This is a genomic window from Streptomyces sp. NPDC001507, from assembly GCF_042894765.1.
GTDB lineage: Bacteria > Actinomycetota > Actinomycetes > Streptomycetales > Streptomycetaceae > Streptomyces.
Window position 1 is genome coordinate 316191 of the sequence record NZ_JBIAVV010000010.1, and the last position, 18093, is coordinate 334283.

The following is an 18093-nucleotide window of genomic DNA, read 5'->3' on the forward strand; positions in this document are numbered from 1 at the left end:
AGACGGTAACAAGAGATCGGCGGTTCGCAAATTCGATCTCGGCTATTCGGACACGTATTTGCTTGCCGGGTAGGGAAGTTGTGACAGGAGTCACCCGAGTCAACGGACCTGGTGCGGCTGACCGACCGGTCAGCCGCGACCCTGTGCCCGCGCTGATCGCCGGCTGATCTTCAGCTGAGCGTCACCTGTCGGTTGGTGAGTCCGCCGCGGGCCCGCCGCTCGTCCGCGGTGAGGGGTGCCTCCGAGGCCAGGGCGGTCGCGAGGCGCTCGGCGAACTCGGCCGCAGGCTTCTCCACGTCCTCGGCGCCGACCCCGCTCGGCAGGTCCCAGACCGGCACGGTGAGGCCGTGGGCACGGAAGGAGCCGACCAGCCGGGTCCCCTCGCCGAGGCCGGACCGGCCCGCCGCGTGCAGCCGCGCGAGAGCGTCCAGAAGCTGCTCCTCGGGGTACGGCATGACCCACCGCAAGTGGTTCTTCTCGGGCGTCTCGCACCAGTAGGCGGAGTCGACGCCGGTCAGCTTCACCGTCGGGATGGCCGCCGCGTTGGCCCGCTCCAGGGAGGCGGTCACGTCCGGGGTGGCGTTCGCGGCGTCCTGCACCCAGAACTCGAAGCCGTCGTGCACAACTGGCTCGAACGGTCCCTTCGGGTCGAGCAGGTCCTGCAGCCGGGGGCTGTCGGCGGGGGCGCGGCGGCCCTGCACCGGGGTGCCCGGCTCGGCGGCGAGGGCGCGCTGGAGGGTGTCGGCCAGGTCGCGGCTGATGTCGCCGGAGGCCGTGTCGTTCTGCAGGCCGAGCAGGACCGTGCCGTCGTCACGGCGCAGCGCGGGCCAGGCCATCGGCAGCACCGTGGCGAGCGTGACCGAGGGGACACCGTCGGGCAGACCGTCCTTCAGGGTCAGCTCGACGGTGGCGGCGGGGACCAGTTCACGCAGCGCCACCCAGTCGCCCTCGCCGGCCAGCCCCTCGAACGGGCGGTGCACCAGCTCGGTCGCCGCGTGCGCCGCGGCCCGGCCGTGGCAGGCCTTGTAGCGGCGGCCGCTGCCGCAGGGGCAGGGCTCACGGGCACCGACGACCGGATAGTTCACATCAGCGCCTTCGGCGCGGGCTGCATCGCCGGGCTGCGGCCGCGTGGCCGTCGTCTGGGGTCGCTTCTTGGCCATCTGGGTGTCTCCCGGTTACGGCTCGTCTCGTACGGGCGGGAGCCTAGCCGTTCATGCCCTGGACCACGGGAACCTGTGGACAACGGCGCCGCCACGAACCGTACGGCCGTGGCCCTGCGGACGAAGACGCCGTCGCGCATCTGTCAGGTCCGGGCCTGTCGCGTATCTGTCCGGTCCGGGTCCGTCGCGTATCTGTCCGGTCCCGGTCGCCGAGGGCTCGGTCCGGGTCGACGGAGCCGCGCCGGTCCGGCCCCTCGGCGATTCAGTCCAGGTCGTCGAACGCGTCCGCGAAGTCCAGGTCGGCCATCTCCGGGACGGGGGGTGCCGTGACGCGCGTAGCGAAGGCGTCGCGGTGGTCCCGGGTGCCCGGACCGCGCACGTCCTTGTGGACCACGACCCAGACGGTCACCTCGCCCCGGGCGTCGTCCCGGACGCCCCAGTCGTCGGCCAGGGCCGTGATGATGTTCAGCCCGCGGCCGCCGTGCGCCGTGACCGACGGGGTCATCGGGGCCGGGCGGGTCGGGCCGCCGCCGTCCGTCACCTCGACGATCAGCCGGCCGCGCGTGTCCACCTGCCAGGCCGCCCGGACGTCGCCGTCCCCGGCCAGCGCGTCCCCCAGGGGGCGCCCGTGTTTGCAGGCATTGCTCAAAAGTTCGGAAAGGATCAGTACGGCATCGTCGATGACCGCTTCCGACAGACCGCCCGTGCGCAACTGATCGCGCATCCGGTGTCTCGCCTTCCCCACGCCCGCAGGGCCATGGGGTACGGCCATGCTCGACGACGTGGGCACCTCCTGTGCCACCACCAACGCCACCCCCGAGACCTCCTTTGCCCCACGCCACGGTGTGGATGCCCCATTGGCCTGAACCGGAAACCGGCCAATGAATGCCCGGTGACGCATTCGCAACGAACGAATACGCGCCGAACGCGCCGGAGCACTCCCTGTCACGGGTCGTCGCCTTATCCCCCAGATACGGCTACGTGTGGCTGATTTTCGCTGGTGTGGCCGAGAAGTGAGGATGCTGTGAGCGGGCTGTCGGGTCAAGGGCTGCGAGATGTCCTTACTCGACTCTTTATCTGAGCCCTGGTCAGGACGGTCCCGAGGTCCCGCTCCGCGTCCCGCTCAACGCCCCAGGCGGCCCAGCACGGCCGCCGGCCGGTTGGTGATGATCGCGTCGATGCCCAGCTCCACGCACAGGTCCACGTCCTCCGGCTCGTTCACCGTCCAGACGTGCACCCGGTGGCCGTTGCGCTGCAGCCGTTCGACGTAGGCCGGGTGATTGCGCACGATCCGGATCGAGGGGCCCGCGATCCGCACCCCCGCCGGCAGCCGCCCGTCGCGCAGCCGGGGCGAGAGGAACTGCAGCAGATACACCGTCGGCAGCGTCGGCGAGGCCGCCCGCACCCGGGCCAGCGACCGCGCGGAGAAGCTCATGACCCGCACCGGCGACTCGTCGGGGGTGGCCGGGGCGTCCAGCCCGAACCGCTTGAGCAGCACCAGCAGCCGCTCCTCGACCTGCCCCGCCCACCGCGTGGGGTGCTTGGTCTCGATCGCCAGCTCCACCCGCCGCCCCGCGTCCGCGACCAGCTCGAGGAGCCGCTCCAGCGTCAGTACCGAGGTGTCCGCGCGGTCCTCGGGCCGGAACTCCCAGTCGGGCTCCTCGTCCCGCCCGCGCCAGGCCGGACCCTTCCGCCACGAGCCGAAGTCCAGGGCGGCCAGGTCCGCGAGCTCCAGGGCCGAGACCGCGCCCCGGCCGTTGGACGTACGGTTGACCCGCCGGTCGTGGACGCACACCAGGTGGCCGTCGGCGGTCAGGCGTACGTCGCACTCCAGGGCGTCGGCGCCGTCCTCGATGGCCTTCCGGTACGCGGCCAGCGTGTGCTCGGGGGCGTACTCGGAGGCCCCGCGGTGCGCGACGACCTGGATGCGATGCTGTGGTGCGTGGGTCACCGCGACATGGTGCCATCGAGCGGAGGCGGCTGGGGGCATCACGGATGCCGGTAAAGAGAACTTTTGTCGGACAAGCACCATATAAAGGTTGTCCGTGTACCCACAGCCACCGCTTATGGTGCTCTGACGGCCTGTGGGAAAAGCTGACGGCATACAAAAGCACATGCACAGCCGAATCGCGCCGGGCCGACAGCAAGCGTGAAAGTGCGTGACCGAGTGCGACCGAGAAGAAGAGCCGTGGACCGAGGAGAGAAGTAGTGAGCACCGAGAACGAGGGCAACCCGGTACCCCCGGCCCCGTCCGCACCTCCCGTGCCGCCGTCGTCTCCCGCTGCCCCGCCGCAGGCAGCCGCGTCCGACGGCGGGGAAGCGCCGACCGCTCCGATCCCGCCGACGCCCCAGGGCGCGCCCGCGAGCGACCCCTACGGGCCCGCGCCCCAGGCCCCCGACGCCTCCTGGCCGCCGCCGCCCCCCGCGACCCCCTCCTACGCGGACCCGGGCGCGGGCGCCGGTGCCGGCTGGGGCTCCTCGTACGACCAGCAGCACCAGCAGCACCAGCAGTACCAGCACCAGCCGTTCCAGCAGCCCCAGCACGCGCCGAAGAAGGGCAGCGGGCGCGGCGGTCTGATCGCCGCCGTCCTGGTGGCCGCGCTGGTCGCGGGCGGCCTCGGCGGCGGCCTCGGCTACACGCTGGCGAAGAACAACGACGACAGCGGCTCCACGACCATCTCCGCGACCTCCAGCGGCGGCGCCACCCAGGTCAAGCGCGCCGCCGGCACCATCGCGGCGGTCGCCCAGAACGCGCTGCCCAGCACGGTCACCATCGAGTCCGAGGGCACCAACGGCGAGGGTGGCACCGGCACCGGCTTCGTCTTCGACAAGCAGGGCCACATCATCACCAACAACCACGTGGTCGCCGACTCCCTCGACGGCGGCAAGCTGACCGCGACGTTCCCGGACGGCAAGAAGTACGACGCCGAGGTCGTCGGCCACGCCCAGGGCTACGACGTCGCGGTGATCAAGCTCAAGAACCCGCCGTCGGACCTGAAGCCGCTCGCCCTGGGCGACTCCGACAAGGTCGCCGTCGGCGACGAGACGATCGCGATCGGTGCCCCCTTCGGCCTGTCCAACACGGTCACCACGGGCATCATCAGCGCCAAGAACCGCCCGGTCGCCTCCAGCGACGGCAGCTCCACCAGCAAGGCGTCGTACATGAGCGCCCTGCAGACCGACGCGTCCATCAACCCGGGCAACTCCGGCGGCCCGCTGCTCGACGCCTCCGGCGCGGTGATCGGCATCAACTCCGCGATCCAGTCCGCGTCCAGCGGCGGCCTGGGCAGCACCGGGCAGTCGGGCTCGATCGGCCTCGGCTTCGCCATCCCGATCAACCAGGCCAAGTACGTGGCCCAGCAGCTGATCAAGACCGGCAAGCCGGTCTACGCGAAGATCGGCGCGTCGGTGTCGCTGGAGGACGGCACCTCCGGCGCCCAGATCACCGACTCCGGCTCGGGCGGCTCCGCCGCGGTCGAGTCGGGCGGCCCCGCGGACAAGGCCGGCCTCAAGCCCGGCGACGTCATCACCAAGCTGGACGACACGGTGATCGACAGCGGCCCGACCCTGATCGGCGAGATCTGGACCCACAAGCCCGGCGACAAGGTGGAGATCACCTACAAGCGGGGCGGCAGCGAACACACGGTCACCGTCACCCTCGGCTCCCGCGTCGGCGACAACTGACCCACACCCGCCCGCACGAACCGGTTACTCTGTTCCCCGCGCCGATCTCGGTCGGCGCGGGGTGGGTTGCCCGAGCGGCCTAAGGGAACGGTCTTGAAAACCGTCGTGGCAGCGATGTCACCGTGGGTTCAAATCCCACACCCACCGCATGACGTTCACGGCCCCTGACCAGGCAAGACGGTTGGGGGCCGTTGGCGTGTGCGCTCTTCGGGCACGGAAGGGGCACGGAAGGGGCACGGCCTGAGGGCCTCGGATCATGGCCCGAGGATGCTGTCGGCTACCGGCTGATGGGAATCTCGTAGACGATCTCGTAGTGAGCGGCGGGCACGATGATGTCCGCGGTCTCCACGGGCCGTCCCTGGTCGCTGTAGTAGGTCCGCCGGATGTGGGTGACGAGAGCGGCCTTCTGAATTCCGAGGAGCGATGCCTCCTCGGCGGTCGGCTGTCGGGGCTTGGGTTGCTCCACGGCGTGGCTGACGGTGATCCCGAGGGCGGCCATGCGGTTCACGACGCCCGTTCCGGCGTGCGGGCCTCCTCGGGGAGGACGACGAGGGTGCCGGCGAGGGCGTAGGGCTCCCAGGTGATTCCCCGCTGTTCCCCGCCGCATCTGGTGCGCCTGTGGTGCACAGGCGTAGTCAGTGTCTGCCCGTACACCGTGGAGTGTCGGCCCTGCCCCGTGCCGTCCTCACCTCCGTTCTCTTCGCGACCGGAAACGACCGCGGTGTAGGGGCCGCCGAACGCGGTGGACAGGGTCCTGAAGGGCGCGCGGATGTATACGTGACTGAATCTCCACACCGAATGCGCAACTGTGGCACGAGGGCGTTCGGTTGGTGCGGAGTTGTCCTGGTCGGAGCTGCCGTGGCAATAGCTGTCGGTTTCCTATGCGGGGCTACATGTAGAGAAGCAGCCCTCAATTCGTGTGCATGCGCGCATGGATGAGTAGTCGACCGTTTCAACTGCCCTGCTGAGACCAGCGAGTGACTGGATGCCGGGCATGCTCCGTGATTTGATCCTTCGCACCGCCTGGATCGCGCCAAGACGTCCGGAAACGGATGGCGCGGGCCTGCGGTCGCGGCTCATCGGCTATCCCCAGCTTGGCCGCTCCCCCTTGTGGAACATCCATACGAAGGGCAGTTTCCCCATGAACTCCGCTCCCCAGGTTCAGACCCTTGAGATAGCTGACGCCGAACTCGACACCGTTTCCGGCGGCCTGAGCCCGCAGGTCGGCATCGCCGCCGGCCCCACGGCGGTCAGCAACTCGGACCTCGTGGCTCAGTTCGGCGCGGTCAAGGACGAGGTCCTGGACACCGTCGGCCAGTACCACCAGGTCGGCATCACTGTCTCCTTCTGATCGTCAAACCGCGGGATCGCCGATACCGGCACCCTGACCGCCGATCGGCGTCCACGGCGACAAGCCCCCTACCCGCGGATCTTCGCTGGTAGGGGGCTTGATCATTAGGGGTTGGTTGTTCTTGTCCCAGGGTCCTGTCGGGGATCTCGGCGACCTGCGCTTTCCTGTTGGGCAGGGGGTAGGCCCTTGCGCCTGGTGGTCATCTTCGAGACCCCTACCTGGGTTGAGCCGCGTTCGGCAGACGGGGAAAGCGCACGGCCCTCGGCGTCGGGGCGAGGGGGATGCCGCCGCGTGCGGATTCTCCGGTGCTCCTGTCGAGGAATGCTTCGGCTCGGATGGCTGAAAGGGGTGTTCGTGCGGCGCTGCGTCCGGCGGGGGCCGACTGGCCTCGTGGCCGGAGTGGTAGGGCATGGGGCATGCGCTCATCCGACTGGTACCTGACCCATGATGTCGATGAATTCCTCGCCCGCGCGGGGGATTTCCTGCGTTCCCGTCCCGGCCCGCACGTCATGCAGTCGACGTGGGCCGAGAGGGTGCGGGCGCGGGGGGCCGAGGCGTTCGGCACCGGTGTTCCCGTCTTCGGGATGCTGGAGCGGGGCGGCGAGGTGCACGCCACCTGCTACCGCCTCCCGCCCCGTGGCTTCGGCCTCTCCCCGCTCACGCCCGAGCAGGCCGACTCGCTCGCCGGCCGGCTGGCCGACCTCGGGGACTCCGTTCCCTCCGTCAGCGCGGACCACGGTTCGGCCACCGCTTTCGCCGAGGCCTGGCAGCGGCGCACCGGCGCGACGCCGACGCTCCGGGACACGCGGCTGTGCCTGTACCGCCTCGGCTCGCTCACCCCACCGGACCCGCTGCCGGCGGGCCGGGGTCGCGTCCTGGGCGAGCAGGACCTCGAAGAGACCATGTTCTGGTGCGGTGAGTTCGCCGAGGCCGTCGGGGAGGACGTGGTCGTCGACGCGGGGACCTGGGCCGGGACGCGCTTCGCCGACAAGACCTACACGCTCTGGGAGACCCCGGACGGCACTCCCGTCTCCGTCGCGGGCCTCAATTCGCTGATCGGCGGCCAGATGCAGGTGGACGTCGTCTACACCCCTTCCCACCTGCGCGGTCGCGGTTACGCGGCGGCCGTGACGGCGGAGGTGAGCCGGGCCGCGCTGGCCGCGGGCGCGCAGGACGTCGTCCTGTTCGCGGACCTGGCCAACCCCGTCAGCAACGCCCTCTACCAGCGCCTCGGGTTCGTCCGGCTCAGCGAGTGGTCCGGATACGACTTCTCGGCAGCCGCGCCGGCAGCCGGGATCAGCCGTTGACCCAGGCGTTGATGCGCTTCTCCCACTGCCTGTCGTCGGTCGTCTCCATGAACTCGCGGCGGTTGACGAGCAGGTAGATGTCACCCGGGGACGGAGCGGCGGCGGTGGTGGTGAGGACGAGGGGCTTGCCGGCGTTGAGGAGGCCGCCCATGAAGCGGCCGTAGAGGTCGGTGAAGCGGGTCTCGGCCGCGGTGATGTCCGTGCGGGCCAGGATGAGGGAGCCGGTGTCCGACCAGTTGGTGAGGACGAGCCGGTCGGGACGGAGGACGATCCGGCCGCGGCGCTGGAAGAGGGCTTTCTGGCTGACCAGCGCCGCGGCCCTGTCGGCGTCCTGCTTGCGGCTCAGCTCGTCGGCGGTGGCCGCGATGTAGTCGGCCTCGGCGAGGGGGGTGTCGGCGGTGTTCATGGGGTTCTCCGGTTCTCCGGTGGTGGCGGGGCGGGCCAGGACACGGTCAGGGAGATCCGCTGGTGCAGGCGGTCCGAGGCGCTGCCGCTGCTGAGGGTGAAGGTCCCCGGCTCCCCCACGGTGCGCAGCCGCCCGTCGTCGACGTGGAGGCGGGTGCGGCCGTCCCGGGTGATGTGCGTGCCGTCGAGCCGGATGGCGCTGTCGCGGATGGTCCGACGTCGCCCGGGGAGCCCGGGAAATCTTCGCCTGATCCATATGATCCATACCGTCAGCATGGCGAGCAGGCCCCGCCCGGATCAGTTCCCGAAAGTCTGCGTCCGCGCATCTTTCGTAGCTGCCTCGGCATCCCCAAGTCGCGGCACGCAGCGCGCGGATGCCAGAGATCGGCCCCTCAGATCTCGTAGTCCTCCGCCAGCTCCTCCCAGGCCACCTCCCGCAGCCCCTGGTCCGCGTCGTGGCCCGACGGCGGCTGAGGTGTGGCCTGGAACCAGACGATCGTGAGGGCCGAGCCGTGCAGGACCGGGTCGACGTCCGTGGCGACGGGTGCGGAATCGAACAGACCGATGCAGGTGACCGGCGGCAGGATCTCCACCGGGCCGAAGGGGCCGACGCGGTCGGTGCGGTCGTCGGCGGGGTGTTCGCGCGGGGGCGGGACCAGATGGGTCGGGGTGTGCGGGTACTCGGCGGTGGCCGCAGCCAACATGCGCTTGATGCGACGGTCGTTGAGGGCCTGGTGCGGATAACCCTCCAGCAGCCCGCCGTATGTCGACGAGAGCCGGAGGTGGGAGAGACCGATCACACGGCCGGAGGTGAGGACGACACGGGTCAGGGTCATGGGGGCAGGTTAGGCGGGCGCGCGGCCCGGGTGCGTTCGATTTTCAGGGCCCCTCAGGGAGCCGCAGGACCCCTCAGGACCCCGCGCAGGGCCCCCTCAGGGCCTCTCCGGATCCCTCAGGGCCCCTCAGGGCTTCTCGGTCTCATGGGCCTCTCGCCTCTCAAGGCCCCTCAGGGAGTCTCAGGGCCGGTGGCCGGTCATGCGGGCCGCCGACGCGATCGTCGCGCGGGCCTCCTGTTCCGTGAGGCCGGTGTGGACCGCCGCGTCGATCAGCGGCGCCCGCAGGGCGCGGCCGATGCCGTTCTCGTAGGCGCGGCAGGCCGCCCAGAAGAGCCGGGTGTTGCGCTGGCCCTCGTGGGCGGAGAGGACGAACTGGACCAGGCCCTGGCCGCGGTTGCCCACCGAGGGGTGGGTCGCGGGGTGTGGCGCGCGTGGCGGCGGGAGCAGGAGGCGGAGCAGGGACGGGGGACAGGGCGCGGGGACCAGGTGCTCGGTACCGGGGGCGGTGGCGTAGACGCCGTGGTCGGTGCGGGAGCCGGGGCCGACCAGGTAGCCGCCGGCACCGCGGATGTCGATGCCGGGGGCGAGCCGGCCGGCCGAGTTGGGGACGACGGTGTCCGGCGGTCCGGTCAGCCAGAGGTGGCGGCCGCCGCTCGGGGTGAGGACGACGACCGTCGGCGGGATGGTGAAAAGGTGCCGCAGGGCCAGTTCGCGCAGGGCGCCCGTGGCGTCCGTACCGCCCTTCACGTCCAGGTCGACGCCGATCAGGCGGTGCGGGGGCAGCCCGCAGGCGATGCCGTAGCCGGTCGCCCAGGGTGCCGCGGCGAACAGTTCGCGGATGCGGGTCGGATCGGTGGTGGCGTCGTACACCCCGTGGCCGGGGCGGCCGCACTCGCCGTGGCAGGGCGGGAGTGCGGCGCCGGGGTCGTGGCGGTGCGGGGAGCGCAGGGCGGGGAGCTTCGTGCGGGACAGGGGGATGACGGCCAGGCCGCGCTCGGCGGCTGACAGGGCGTGTGCGAGGGCCAGCGTCGTGGCCTGCCGATCGGTGGTGGCCATGCATCCATGTTCGTACGTGCGTTCGAAAAAGGGAAGGGGGTGCCGGTGTGACACGCCGGGGGCGGAGATCTGGGCGCGGATCGGAAGCGGAACGGTTTTTCCCTTGGGGGACCTGATGGGAGTGGATGTCCGGAGTGGCCACTGCTGGGGCGTAAGTCGATCAAAGGTGGCGAAAGGGGTTTATCGACTTGTCATCACGCTTGAGGGCGAATGAGGGCTTCCGGGGTGGTTCGCCGGGGATTCGGTGGGCAACTCTGGTCTCGCGACGTCGCAGACGAACACCGGGGCGGTCGGCCAACTGCCCAGGAAACAGGCTTACTTGACGAACCTCCGGCACAGCAGCCGGGCTCCGAGAGGAAACAACATGGCAAGCATCCGTACCGCCCGCGTTCTCGCCGCCGTCTCCGCCCTTCCGCTCGCCGCGGCCCTCTTCGCCGGTGTGGCGGCGGCGGACAACGGCGCCATCGCGGGCAACGGATCGAGCGCCAACGCCGGCACGGCGGGCATCATCGGCAGCGGGGTCGGCCACGACAACAACGGCAACTCCTCGACCACCCAGCAGAACGCGGTGGGCAACGGCGCCTCGAACCAGAGCAACACCGCTCAGGTCAACCACTCCGCCTGGACCGCGATCCAGCAGGGCAACGACAACGTCGCCGTCCACTTCACCCACCTGTGGTAAGCCCCGCCTGAGCCCTGGTGGGGTGTGGTCTGTGGGGATGGGCAGTGCGTCCGCGCGGCGGTGCTTCGGCATCGCCGCGCAGGCGTTTCCGCCTCCTTCCGGCACTCCCCTCGGCCCCCGATCGCCCCCCTTGTCGCCCCCTCTCGACCTTGACAGCAAGGCGTATCTGACGGACAGTCAGAAACCATGCATCTGGCTCCCACCGAACGCCAGCAGCGGCTGCGCGCCCAACTGCGTGCCTACTTCCGGTCCTTGATGCCGTCCACCGCCCCCGACGACCCCGCCGAACGCCGTGCCCTGCTGCGCCGCATCGGCGCGGACGGCCTTCTCGGCCTCGGCTGGCCCGTCGAGTACGGCGGCCAAGGGCGGGGCGCCGACGAGCAGTTCGTGTTCTTCGACGAGGCGTACCGGGCCGGCGCCCCCGTCTCGATGGTCACCCTCAACACGGTCGGACCGACGCTGATGAAGTACGGCAGCGCGGAGCAGAAGGTCCGCTTCCTGCCCGGCATCCTCCGCGGCGACCTCGTCTTCGCCATCGGCTACAGCGAACCCTCGGCAGGCACCGACCTGGCCGCGCTGCGCACCCGGGCGGTGCGGGACGGCGAGGGCTGGCGGATCGACGGGCAGAAGATCTTCACCTCGGGCGCCCAGCACGCCGACTGGATCTGGCTCGCCTGCCGCACCGACCCCGAGGCGCCCAGGCACCGCGGCATCTCGATCCTTCTCGTCCCCACGGACGCACCCGGGTTCTCCTGGACGCCGATCGAGACGGTGGGCGGGCAGATCACGACGGCGACGTACTACGACGGCGTCCACGTTCCCGCCGGCAGCCTCGTCGGAGCCGAGCACGACGGCTGGTCGCTCATCACCAACCAGCTCAACCACGAGCGGGTCGCCCTCGCCGCGACCGGCATGCAGGCCGAGGACTTCTACGCGGCCGCGCTCACCGCCGCCCGCACCCCCGATCCGGTGAGCGGGCGGCGCCGTGTTGACGAGCCGTGGATTCGTCTTCGACTGGCCGAAGCGCATGCCCGACTGGCGGCGAACCGCCTGCTCAGCTGGCGTCTGGTGGGGGACGCGGGGGCGGGCCGGGTGGCCCCCGCGGAGGCCAGCGGGGTGAAGTTCGCGGGAACGGAATCGGCAGTCGCGACGTATCGCATGTGTCAGGAGATCGTCGGCGAGGCGGCATTGGTCCGGTCCGGTTCGCCGGGGGTGTTCGGGGACGGAGAGCTGGAGCGGCTCAACAGGGCGGCGCAGATCAACACGTTCGGGGGCGGGGTGAGCGAGGTGCAGCGGGAGATCGTCGCGACGATGCGGCTCGGGATGCGGAGGGGTGGCCGTGGCCGGGGGGACTGACGAGCTGGGGACTGACGGGCTGGGGGCGCGGCTCAAGGCGTACGAGGGTCAGCCGGCCTCCCGGGCGGGCACCGGCAAGGACCCGGTCAACCTGCCCATGATCCGGCACTGGTGCGAGGCGATGGGCGACACGAACCCGGCGTACGAGGGGCCGGACGCGATCGCCCCGCCCACCATGCTCCAGGCCTGGACGATGGGCGGCCTCTCCGGCAACACGGCACGCACCGGCGCGTACGACGAGATGTCCGCCCTGCTCGACGCGGCGGGCTGTGTCTCGATCGTCGCCACCGACTGCGAGCAGGAGTACCTGCGCCCGCTGCGGCCGGGCGACGAGCTGGTCTTCGACACGGTGATCGAGTCGGTGTCCGCGCGGAAGACGACGAAGCTGGGCACGGGCTACTTCGTCACCACGCGCACGGACATCCGGATCGGCGAGGAGTTGGTGGGCGTCCACCGCCTCCGCGTCCTCAAGTACGAGCCCGCGGGGCGGCCGGCCAAGGCTCCGCCGCGCCCCCGTCCGGTGGTCAACCGGGACAACGCCGGCTTCTGGGAGGGCGTGGCCGGGGAGCGGCTCCTCATCCAGCGCTGTACGGGCTGCCGCACCCTGCGCCACCCCTGGCTGCCGGGCTGCAACGCCTGCGGCTCCCTCGACTGGGACACCGTCGAGTCGTCCGGCGAGGGCACGGTCTGGTCGTACGTCGTGATGCACCACCCGCCCTTCCCGGCCTTCGACCCGCCGTACGCGGTCGGCCTGATCGAGCTCGCCGAGGGCGTGCGGATGGTGGGCAACGTGGTGGGGGTGCCGTACGACAAGGTGCGGATCGGGCTGCCGGTGCGGGTGGAGTTCCGCCGGTACGAGGACGAGGGCGGGGCGTCGACCCTGCCCGTCTTCCGGGCCGCCGACCCGCTCGGCGCGCTCGGCGTTTCCGGTGGGCTCGGTGCTTCCGGTGCTTCCGGCGCTTTCGGCGTGGAGGCCTGACATGGACTTCACGCCCACCGAGGACCAGGCCGAGGCCCGTGACCTCGCCGCGCGGATCTTCGCCGACCTCGCCACCCACGAGCGGCTGCGCGCGGCCGGCACCGGCAGTGACCCGGAGCTGTGGAAGGCGCTGTGCGGGGCGGGACTGGTCGCCGCGGTCGCGGAGCTGGGCCTGCTGGGACTGGTGCTCCTGCTGGAGGAACAGGGGCGTACCACGGCCCAGGTTCCGTACGCGGCGAGCTGCGTGTACGGACAGTTGGCGATCGCCGCGCACGGCACCGACGACCAGCGGGCGCGGCTGCTGCCGGGGATCGGGGACGGCTCGGTGGTGGTGGCCGGGGCGTTCCCCGCCCAGCAGGGGGTACGGCCCTGCGCGCGGGGCGGGCTGAGCGGCACCGTCCCCGTCGTCCCGTGGCTGCGGGACGCCACCCACGTCCTGGTGGCGGACGCCGGCCGGGGGCTGTGGCTGGTGCCGCTCGGCGAGGGCACCGGCACCGGCACCCGCATCGAGGAGGTCGAGCTGACCGCGCCCTGGTCGGCGGGGCGGCTCACCCTCGACGAGGCCTCCGCCGAGCTCCTGGGTTCCGGTCCCGGTTCCGGTTCCGGTCCCAGCCCCGGCCGGGATTCCGGCCCCGACGTCTACGCCGACGTCCTGGCCACCGCCCGCACCGCCTTCGCCGGTCTCCAGGCGGGCGTCTGCGCGGGCTCCCTCGCCCGGGCCGTGGCCCACACCAACACCCGCGAGCAGTTCGGGCGCCCGCTCGCCACCCGGCAGGCCGTCCAGCTCCGGGCCGCCGACGCCCACATGGACACCGAGGCGATAAGGGTGACGGCGTACGAGGCGGCCTGGCGGCGGGACGCCGGTCTGCCGTACGCCGCGCACGCGCTGACCGCGGCCTGGTGGGCGTCCGAGGCCGGGCAGCGGGTCGTGCACACGGGCCAGCACCTGCACGGCGGCGCGGGCGCCGACGTCGGCCATCCCGTGCACCGGCACTTCCTGTGGGGGCGGCAACTGGACGCGTATCTGGGCAGCGGGGGCGAAGTGCTCCAGGAACTGGGGGAGTTGATCGCGAGTGGGAGTTGAGACGACCCGGCCGGGGGTCGGCACCGAGCTGCCGCCGCTGGAGATCCCGATCACGCGGACGCTGATCGTGGCGGGGGCGATCGCCTCCCGGGACTACCAGGACGTGCACCACGACGCCGAACTGGCCCGGCAGAAGGGCTCCCCGGACATCTTCATGAACATCCTGACGACGAACGGCCTGGTCGGCCGGTACGTCACCGACTGCTTCGGCCCGACGACAGAGCTCCGCAAGGTCGCCATCCGGCTCGGCGCGCCCAACTACCCGGGGGACACGATGGTGCTGACCGGCCGGATCGAGGAGCTGGACGACGAGCGGGGTACGGCGACGGTCCGGGTGGTCGGCGCCAACGGCCTCGGCAACCACGTGACCGGCACGGTGACCCTCACCTTCGCCGAAGCCCACGTGACCGTCACCCTCACCGACGGGGCGGACTCATGAGCGTGCGCGGCCGGGATTCACTCGGCGGGCGGGCGGCGGTCGTCGGCATCGGGGCCACCGAGTTCTCCAAGGACTCGGGGCGCAGCGAGCTGCGGCTGGCGGCGGAGGCGGTGCGGGCGGCGCTGGACGACGCGGGGCTGGCCCCGGCGGACGTGGACGGCATGGTGACGTTCACGATGGACACAAGCCCGGAGATCACCGTGGCGCAGGCCTGCGGGATCGGCGAGCTCTCCTTCTTCTCCCGCGTCCACTACGGCGGCGGCGCGGCCTGCGCGACCGTCCAGCAGGCGGCGCTGGCGGTCGCGGCCGGGATCGCCGAGGTGGTGGTCTGCTACCGCGCCTTCAACGAGAGATCGGGCCGCCGCTTCGGCTCGGGTGTGCAGCACCGGGAGCCGTCGGCGGAGGGGGCGGCGCTCGGCTGGGTGCTGCCGTTCGGGCTGCTCACCCCCGCGTCCTGGGTGGCGATGGCGGCGCAGCGCTACCTGCACACGTACGGGCTGACCCCGGAGGCGTTCGGGCAGGTGGCGGTGGTCGGCCGCGGGTACGCGGCGACCAACCCGGCCGCCTGGTTCCACGGCCGCCCCATCACCCTCGCGGACCACGCGGCCTCCCGCTGGATCGTCGAGCCGCTCCGGCTGCTGGACTGCTGCCAGGAGACGGACGGCGGCCAGGCCCTCGTCGTCACGTCGGTGGAGCGGGCGCGCGACCTGCCGCATCCGCCGGCGGTGATCGCGGCGGCCGCGCAGGGGGCCGGCCGGGCCCAGGAGCAGATGACCAGCTTCTACCGGGACGACCTGACCGGGCTGCCGGAGATGGGCGTGGTGGCCCGCCAGCTGTGGCGCACCAGCGGACTGGCCCCGGCCGACATCGACGTGGGGATCCTGTACGACCACTTCACCCCGTTCGTGCTGATGCAGCTGGAGGAGTTCGGGTTCTGCGGGCGGGGGGAGGCGGCGGACTTCGTGGCCGGGGCGCGGCTGCCGCTGAACACGCACGGGGGACAGCTCGGGGAGGCGTACCTGCACGGGATGAACGGGGTGGCGGAGGGGGTGCGCCAGCTGCGCGGCACCGCCGTGAACCCCATACCGGGGGCGGAGCGGGTCCTGGTGACGGCCGGCACGGGCGTACCGACGTCCGGGCTGGTCCTGACCTCGGACGGGTGAGGCCGGACCCCCTGGGGCCCTCTCCCTCAGGGGTAAACCCGCAGGAGTTCCACTCCCGTACTCCACCTTCAGGAGGTGTAGGCAGCCCCACCCCTACAACCTGAGGGGGACTCGGCTTCGGGACCTGCGGCCGATCCGCGGTGACACCGGCCGCTCATAGCGTGGAGCCATGACCGCACCCGTCTGCACCAGCGCTTCGGACGCCGCCGCTGTCTCGGCGCGGCAGACCCGCCCGTACGCCCGCCCCTCCTACCCGTCGTTCGCGTCGTACGTCAGGGCCCGCCAGCCCGTCCTGCTGCGTACCGCCCGGTCGCTGACCGCGAACCCGAGCGATGCCGAGGACCTTCTCCAGACCGCGCTCGCCAAGACCTACGTGGCCTGGGAGCGGATCGAGGACCACCGGGCCCTCGACGGTTATGTGCGCCGGGCGCTGCTCAACACCCGGACCTCGCAGTGGCGCAAGCGCCGGGTCGACGAGTTCGTCTGCGACGAGATGCCCGAGCCCGAGCCGGTGCCCGGCGAGGACGACCCGGCCGAACGGCAGGCGCTGCACGACGCGATGTGGCGGGCGATCATGAAACTTCCGGCGCGGCAGCGGGCGATGGTGGTGCTGCGGTACTACGAGGACCTGAGCGAGGTACAGACGGCCGAGGTGCTCGGGGTCTCGGTGGGCACGGTGAAGTCCGCCGTGTCGCGTGCGCTGGGCAAGCTGCGCGAGGACCCGGAGCTGGACCTCGCACGCTGACCGACCGGCCTACGGGACGTCCGGAACTGCCGGAGCATCAGCGGTGTTCGAAGCGTCCGAACAGGCTTTGTTGGCTTTCTCCTAGTGACATACCACTCGGTATGTGAGCAGAATCAGCGCAGCCCCTTCACCACCGAGTAGGCAATGTCGCCCCCGGGAGGACGCCGTGCTGAGCACCATGCAGGACGTACCGCTGCTGATCTCAAGGATCCTGACCCACGGGTCGGGGGTCCACGGCACGTCACAGGTGATCACCTGGACCGGCGAGGGTGAGCCGCACCGTCGCAGCTTCGCCGAGATCGGCGACCGCGCCGCCCAGTTGGCGCACGCCCTGCGGGACGACCTCGGGGTTCAGGGCGACGATCGCGTGGCCACCCTGATGTGGAACAACGCGGAGCACACCGAGGCGTACTTCGCGATCCCCTCCATGGGCGCGGTCCTGCACACCCTCAACCTCCGCCTGCCCGCCGAGCAGCTGGTCTGGATCGTCAACCACGCGGCGGACAAGGTCGTCCTCGTCAACGGCTCGCTGCTCCCGATGATCGCGCCCCTGCTGTCCAAGCTGCCGACCGTCGAGCACCTCGTGGTCTCCGGTCCGGGCGACCGCTCCCTCCTCGCCGGCGCGACCGTGGCCGTGCACGAGTACGAGGAGCTCCTCGCGGGCAAGCCGACCGGCTACGACTGGCCGGAGCTCGACGAACGCCGGGCCGCCGCCATGTGCTACACCTCCGGCACCACCGGCGACCCCAAGGGCGTGGTGTACAGCCACCGTTCGATCTACCTGCACTCCATGCAGGTCAACATGACCCAGTCGATGGGCCTGACCGACCAGGACACTTCCCTGGTCGTCGTGCCGCAGTTCCACGTCAACGCCTGGGGCCTGCCGCACGCCACCTTCATGACCGGCGTCAACCTGCTGATGCCGGACCGCTTCCTGCAGCCCGGCCCGCTCGCCGAGATGATCGAGCGCGAGCGCCCCACGCACGCGGCCGCGGTCCCCACCATCTGGCAGGGCCTTCTCGGCGAGCTCACCGCCCGCCCCCGGGACGTCTCCTCCCTGACCCAGGTCACCATCGGCGGCGCCGCCTGCCCGCCCTCCCTCATGACGGCCTTCGACAAGCTGGGCATGCGGGTCTGCCACGCCTGGGGCATGACCGAGACCTCCCCGCTCGGCACCGTCGCCCGGCCGCCGGCCCACGCGGTCGGCACCGCGGAGGAGTTCGCCTACCGCCTCACCCAGGGCCGTTTCCCGGCCAGTGTCGAGGCCCGGCTCAGCGGCCCCGGCGGCGAGCGCCTCCCCTGGGACGGTGAGTCGGCGGGCGAGCTGGAGGTGCGCGGCCCCTGGATCGCGGGCGCCTACTACAACGGCCCCGACGCCGAACCCCTGCGTCCCGAGGACAAGTTCAGCGAGGACGGCTGGCTGAAGACCGGCGACGTCGGCACCATCTCCCCCGACGGCTTCCTCACCCTCACCGACCGGGCGAAGGACGTCATCAAGTCCGGCGGCGAGTGGATCTCCTCGGTCGAGCTGGAGAACGCGCTGATGTCCCACCCGGACGTCGCCGAGGCCGCGGTGGTGGCCGTACCGGACGAGAAGTGGGGCGAGCGCCCGCTGGCCACGGTCGTCCTGCGGGAGGGCTCCACGGCCACTTTCGAGACCCTGCGCATCTTCCTCGCCGAGGAGGGCAAGATCGCCAAGTGGCAGCTCCCCGAGCGCTGGACGGTGATCGAGGCGGTGCCGAAGACGAGCGTCGGCAAGTTCGACAAGAAGGTGCTCAGGAGGCGGTACGCCGAGGGGGACCTGGACGTCACCAGCCTGTGACGGGCGTTGCGCCCCAGGCGGGGA

18 protein-coding genes, 1 tRNA gene and 1 pseudogene are annotated in these 18093 nt (G+C 71.5%); 12 read left to right on the top strand and 8 right to left on the bottom strand.

The genetic code is table 11. The annotated features are described in order from the left end of the window. Positions 1-170 precede the first annotated feature (170 nt). The 3 genes from ACFY0K_RS31250 to ACFY0K_RS31260 all read right to left on the bottom strand — a co-directional run bounded on the left by ACFY0K_RS31250 (position 171) and on the right by ACFY0K_RS31260 (position 3111). A complete protein-coding gene (locus tag ACFY0K_RS31250) occupies positions 171-1160 on the bottom strand; it encodes a DUF5926 family protein (protein WP_390642615.1) in 990 nt (329 codons plus the stop codon). Between the two features lie 262 nt (positions 1161-1422). Further along, positions 1423-2061 (bottom strand): ATP-binding protein, encoded by a 639-nt coding sequence (locus ACFY0K_RS31255; RefSeq protein ID WP_351956917.1) that lies wholly within the window; start codon positions 2059-2061, stop codon positions 1423-1425. Positions 2062-2283: 222 nt separating this feature from the next. Then, positions 2284-3111 carry a glycerophosphodiester phosphodiesterase gene (locus ACFY0K_RS31260; protein WP_382731133.1) on the bottom strand — a complete coding sequence of 276 codons (828 nt, stop codon included), beginning with the start codon at positions 3109-3111 and terminating at the stop codon, positions 2284-2286. 257 nt (positions 3112-3368) lie between these two features. On the opposite strand from ACFY0K_RS31260, the gene ACFY0K_RS31265 reads away from it, so the two are divergent. Then, a complete protein-coding gene (locus ACFY0K_RS31265) occupies positions 3369-4844 on the top strand; it encodes a S1C family serine protease (RefSeq protein WP_390642616.1) in 1476 nt (491 codons plus the stop codon). A 60-nt stretch (positions 4845-4904) separates the two neighbouring features. Continuing rightward, positions 4905-4991: transfer RNA gene (locus ACFY0K_RS31270), tRNA-Ser, on the top strand. Positions 4992-5121: 130 nt separating this feature from the next. Here ACFY0K_RS31270 and ACFY0K_RS31275 read toward each other — a convergent pair. Continuing rightward, positions 5122-5438 (bottom strand): annotated as a pseudogene (locus tag ACFY0K_RS31275) (UTRA domain-containing protein); the annotation flags it as partial. Positions 5439-5985: 547 nt separating this feature from the next. Between ACFY0K_RS31275 and ACFY0K_RS31280 the strand changes: the two are divergent. Beyond that, entirely contained in the window at positions 5986-6195 is a 210-nt protein-coding gene (locus ACFY0K_RS31280; protein WP_390642617.1) for a hypothetical protein, read from the top strand. A 416-nt stretch (positions 6196-6611) separates the two neighbouring features. Further along, positions 6612-7502 (top strand): GNAT family N-acetyltransferase, encoded by an 891-nt coding sequence (locus ACFY0K_RS31285; RefSeq protein WP_390642618.1) that lies wholly within the window; start codon positions 6612-6614, stop codon positions 7500-7502. Here the strand turns inward: ACFY0K_RS31285 and ACFY0K_RS31290 are convergent. From ACFY0K_RS31290 to ACFY0K_RS31305, 4 genes are all read right to left on the bottom strand, one after another. Beyond that, positions 7492-7908: a hypothetical protein gene (locus tag ACFY0K_RS31290; RefSeq protein WP_390642619.1), complete on the bottom strand. Its 417-nt coding sequence runs from the start codon at positions 7906-7908 to the stop codon at positions 7492-7494. The genes ACFY0K_RS31285 and ACFY0K_RS31290 overlap by 11 nt on opposite strands. Further along, positions 7905-8183 carry a hypothetical protein gene (locus ACFY0K_RS31295; protein WP_390642620.1) on the bottom strand — a complete coding sequence of 93 codons (279 nt, stop codon included), beginning with the start codon at positions 8181-8183 and terminating at the stop codon, positions 7905-7907. Before ACFY0K_RS31295 ends, ACFY0K_RS31290 begins: the two co-directional genes overlap by 4 nt. A 116-nt stretch (positions 8184-8299) precedes the next feature. Further along, a complete protein-coding gene (locus ACFY0K_RS31300) occupies positions 8300-8743 on the bottom strand; it encodes a hypothetical protein (protein WP_390642621.1) in 444 nt (147 codons plus the stop codon). A 180-nt stretch (positions 8744-8923) separates the two neighbouring features. Beyond that, complete coding sequence (locus ACFY0K_RS31305) at positions 8924-9799, bottom strand: bifunctional DNA primase/polymerase (RefSeq protein WP_390642622.1); 876 nt, start codon at positions 9797-9799, stop codon at positions 8924-8926. Positions 9800-10163: 364 nt separating this feature from the next. On the opposite strand from ACFY0K_RS31305, the gene ACFY0K_RS31310 reads away from it, so the two are divergent. From ACFY0K_RS31310 to ACFY0K_RS31345, 8 genes are all read left to right on the top strand, one after another. Further along, a complete protein-coding gene (locus tag ACFY0K_RS31310; RefSeq protein ID WP_351960378.1) occupies positions 10164-10481 on the top strand; it encodes a hypothetical protein in 318 nt (105 codons plus the stop codon). A 186-nt stretch (positions 10482-10667) separates the two neighbouring features. Then, on the top strand, positions 10668-11837 hold the full coding sequence (locus tag ACFY0K_RS31315) for an acyl-CoA dehydrogenase family protein (protein ID WP_390642623.1): 1170 nt from the start codon (positions 10668-10670) through the stop codon (positions 11835-11837). Continuing rightward, entirely contained in the window at positions 11821-12816 is a 996-nt protein-coding gene (locus ACFY0K_RS31320) for a bifunctional MaoC family dehydratase N-terminal/OB-fold nucleic acid binding domain-containing protein (RefSeq protein WP_390642624.1), read from the top strand. The genes ACFY0K_RS31315 and ACFY0K_RS31320 overlap by 17 nt, the downstream gene beginning before the upstream one ends. A gap of 1 nt (position 12817) precedes the next feature. Beyond that, entirely contained in the window at positions 12818-13900 is a 1083-nt protein-coding gene (locus ACFY0K_RS31325; RefSeq protein ID WP_390642625.1) for an acyl-CoA dehydrogenase family protein, read from the top strand. After that, positions 13890-14339, top strand: coding sequence for a MaoC family dehydratase (locus ACFY0K_RS31330; RefSeq protein ID WP_390642626.1), 450 nt, complete (start codon positions 13890-13892; stop codon positions 14337-14339). The genes ACFY0K_RS31325 and ACFY0K_RS31330 overlap by 11 nt, the downstream gene beginning before the upstream one ends. After that, positions 14336-15502: a lipid-transfer protein gene (locus ACFY0K_RS31335; protein ID WP_390642627.1), complete on the top strand. Its 1167-nt coding sequence runs from the start codon at positions 14336-14338 to the stop codon at positions 15500-15502. The genes ACFY0K_RS31330 and ACFY0K_RS31335 overlap by 4 nt, the downstream gene beginning before the upstream one ends. Positions 15503-15671: 169 nt before the next feature. Further along, the gene (locus tag ACFY0K_RS31340) at positions 15672-16247 is read left to right on the top strand and encodes a SigE family RNA polymerase sigma factor (protein WP_351960372.1); all 576 of its coding nucleotides are present in this window, start codon (positions 15672-15674) and stop codon (positions 16245-16247) included. Positions 16248-16425: 178 nt separating this feature from the next. After that, complete coding sequence (locus ACFY0K_RS31345) at positions 16426-18069, top strand: long-chain fatty acid--CoA ligase (RefSeq protein ID WP_390642735.1); 1644 nt, start codon at positions 16426-16428, stop codon at positions 18067-18069. Positions 18070-18093: the final 24 nt, after the last annotated feature.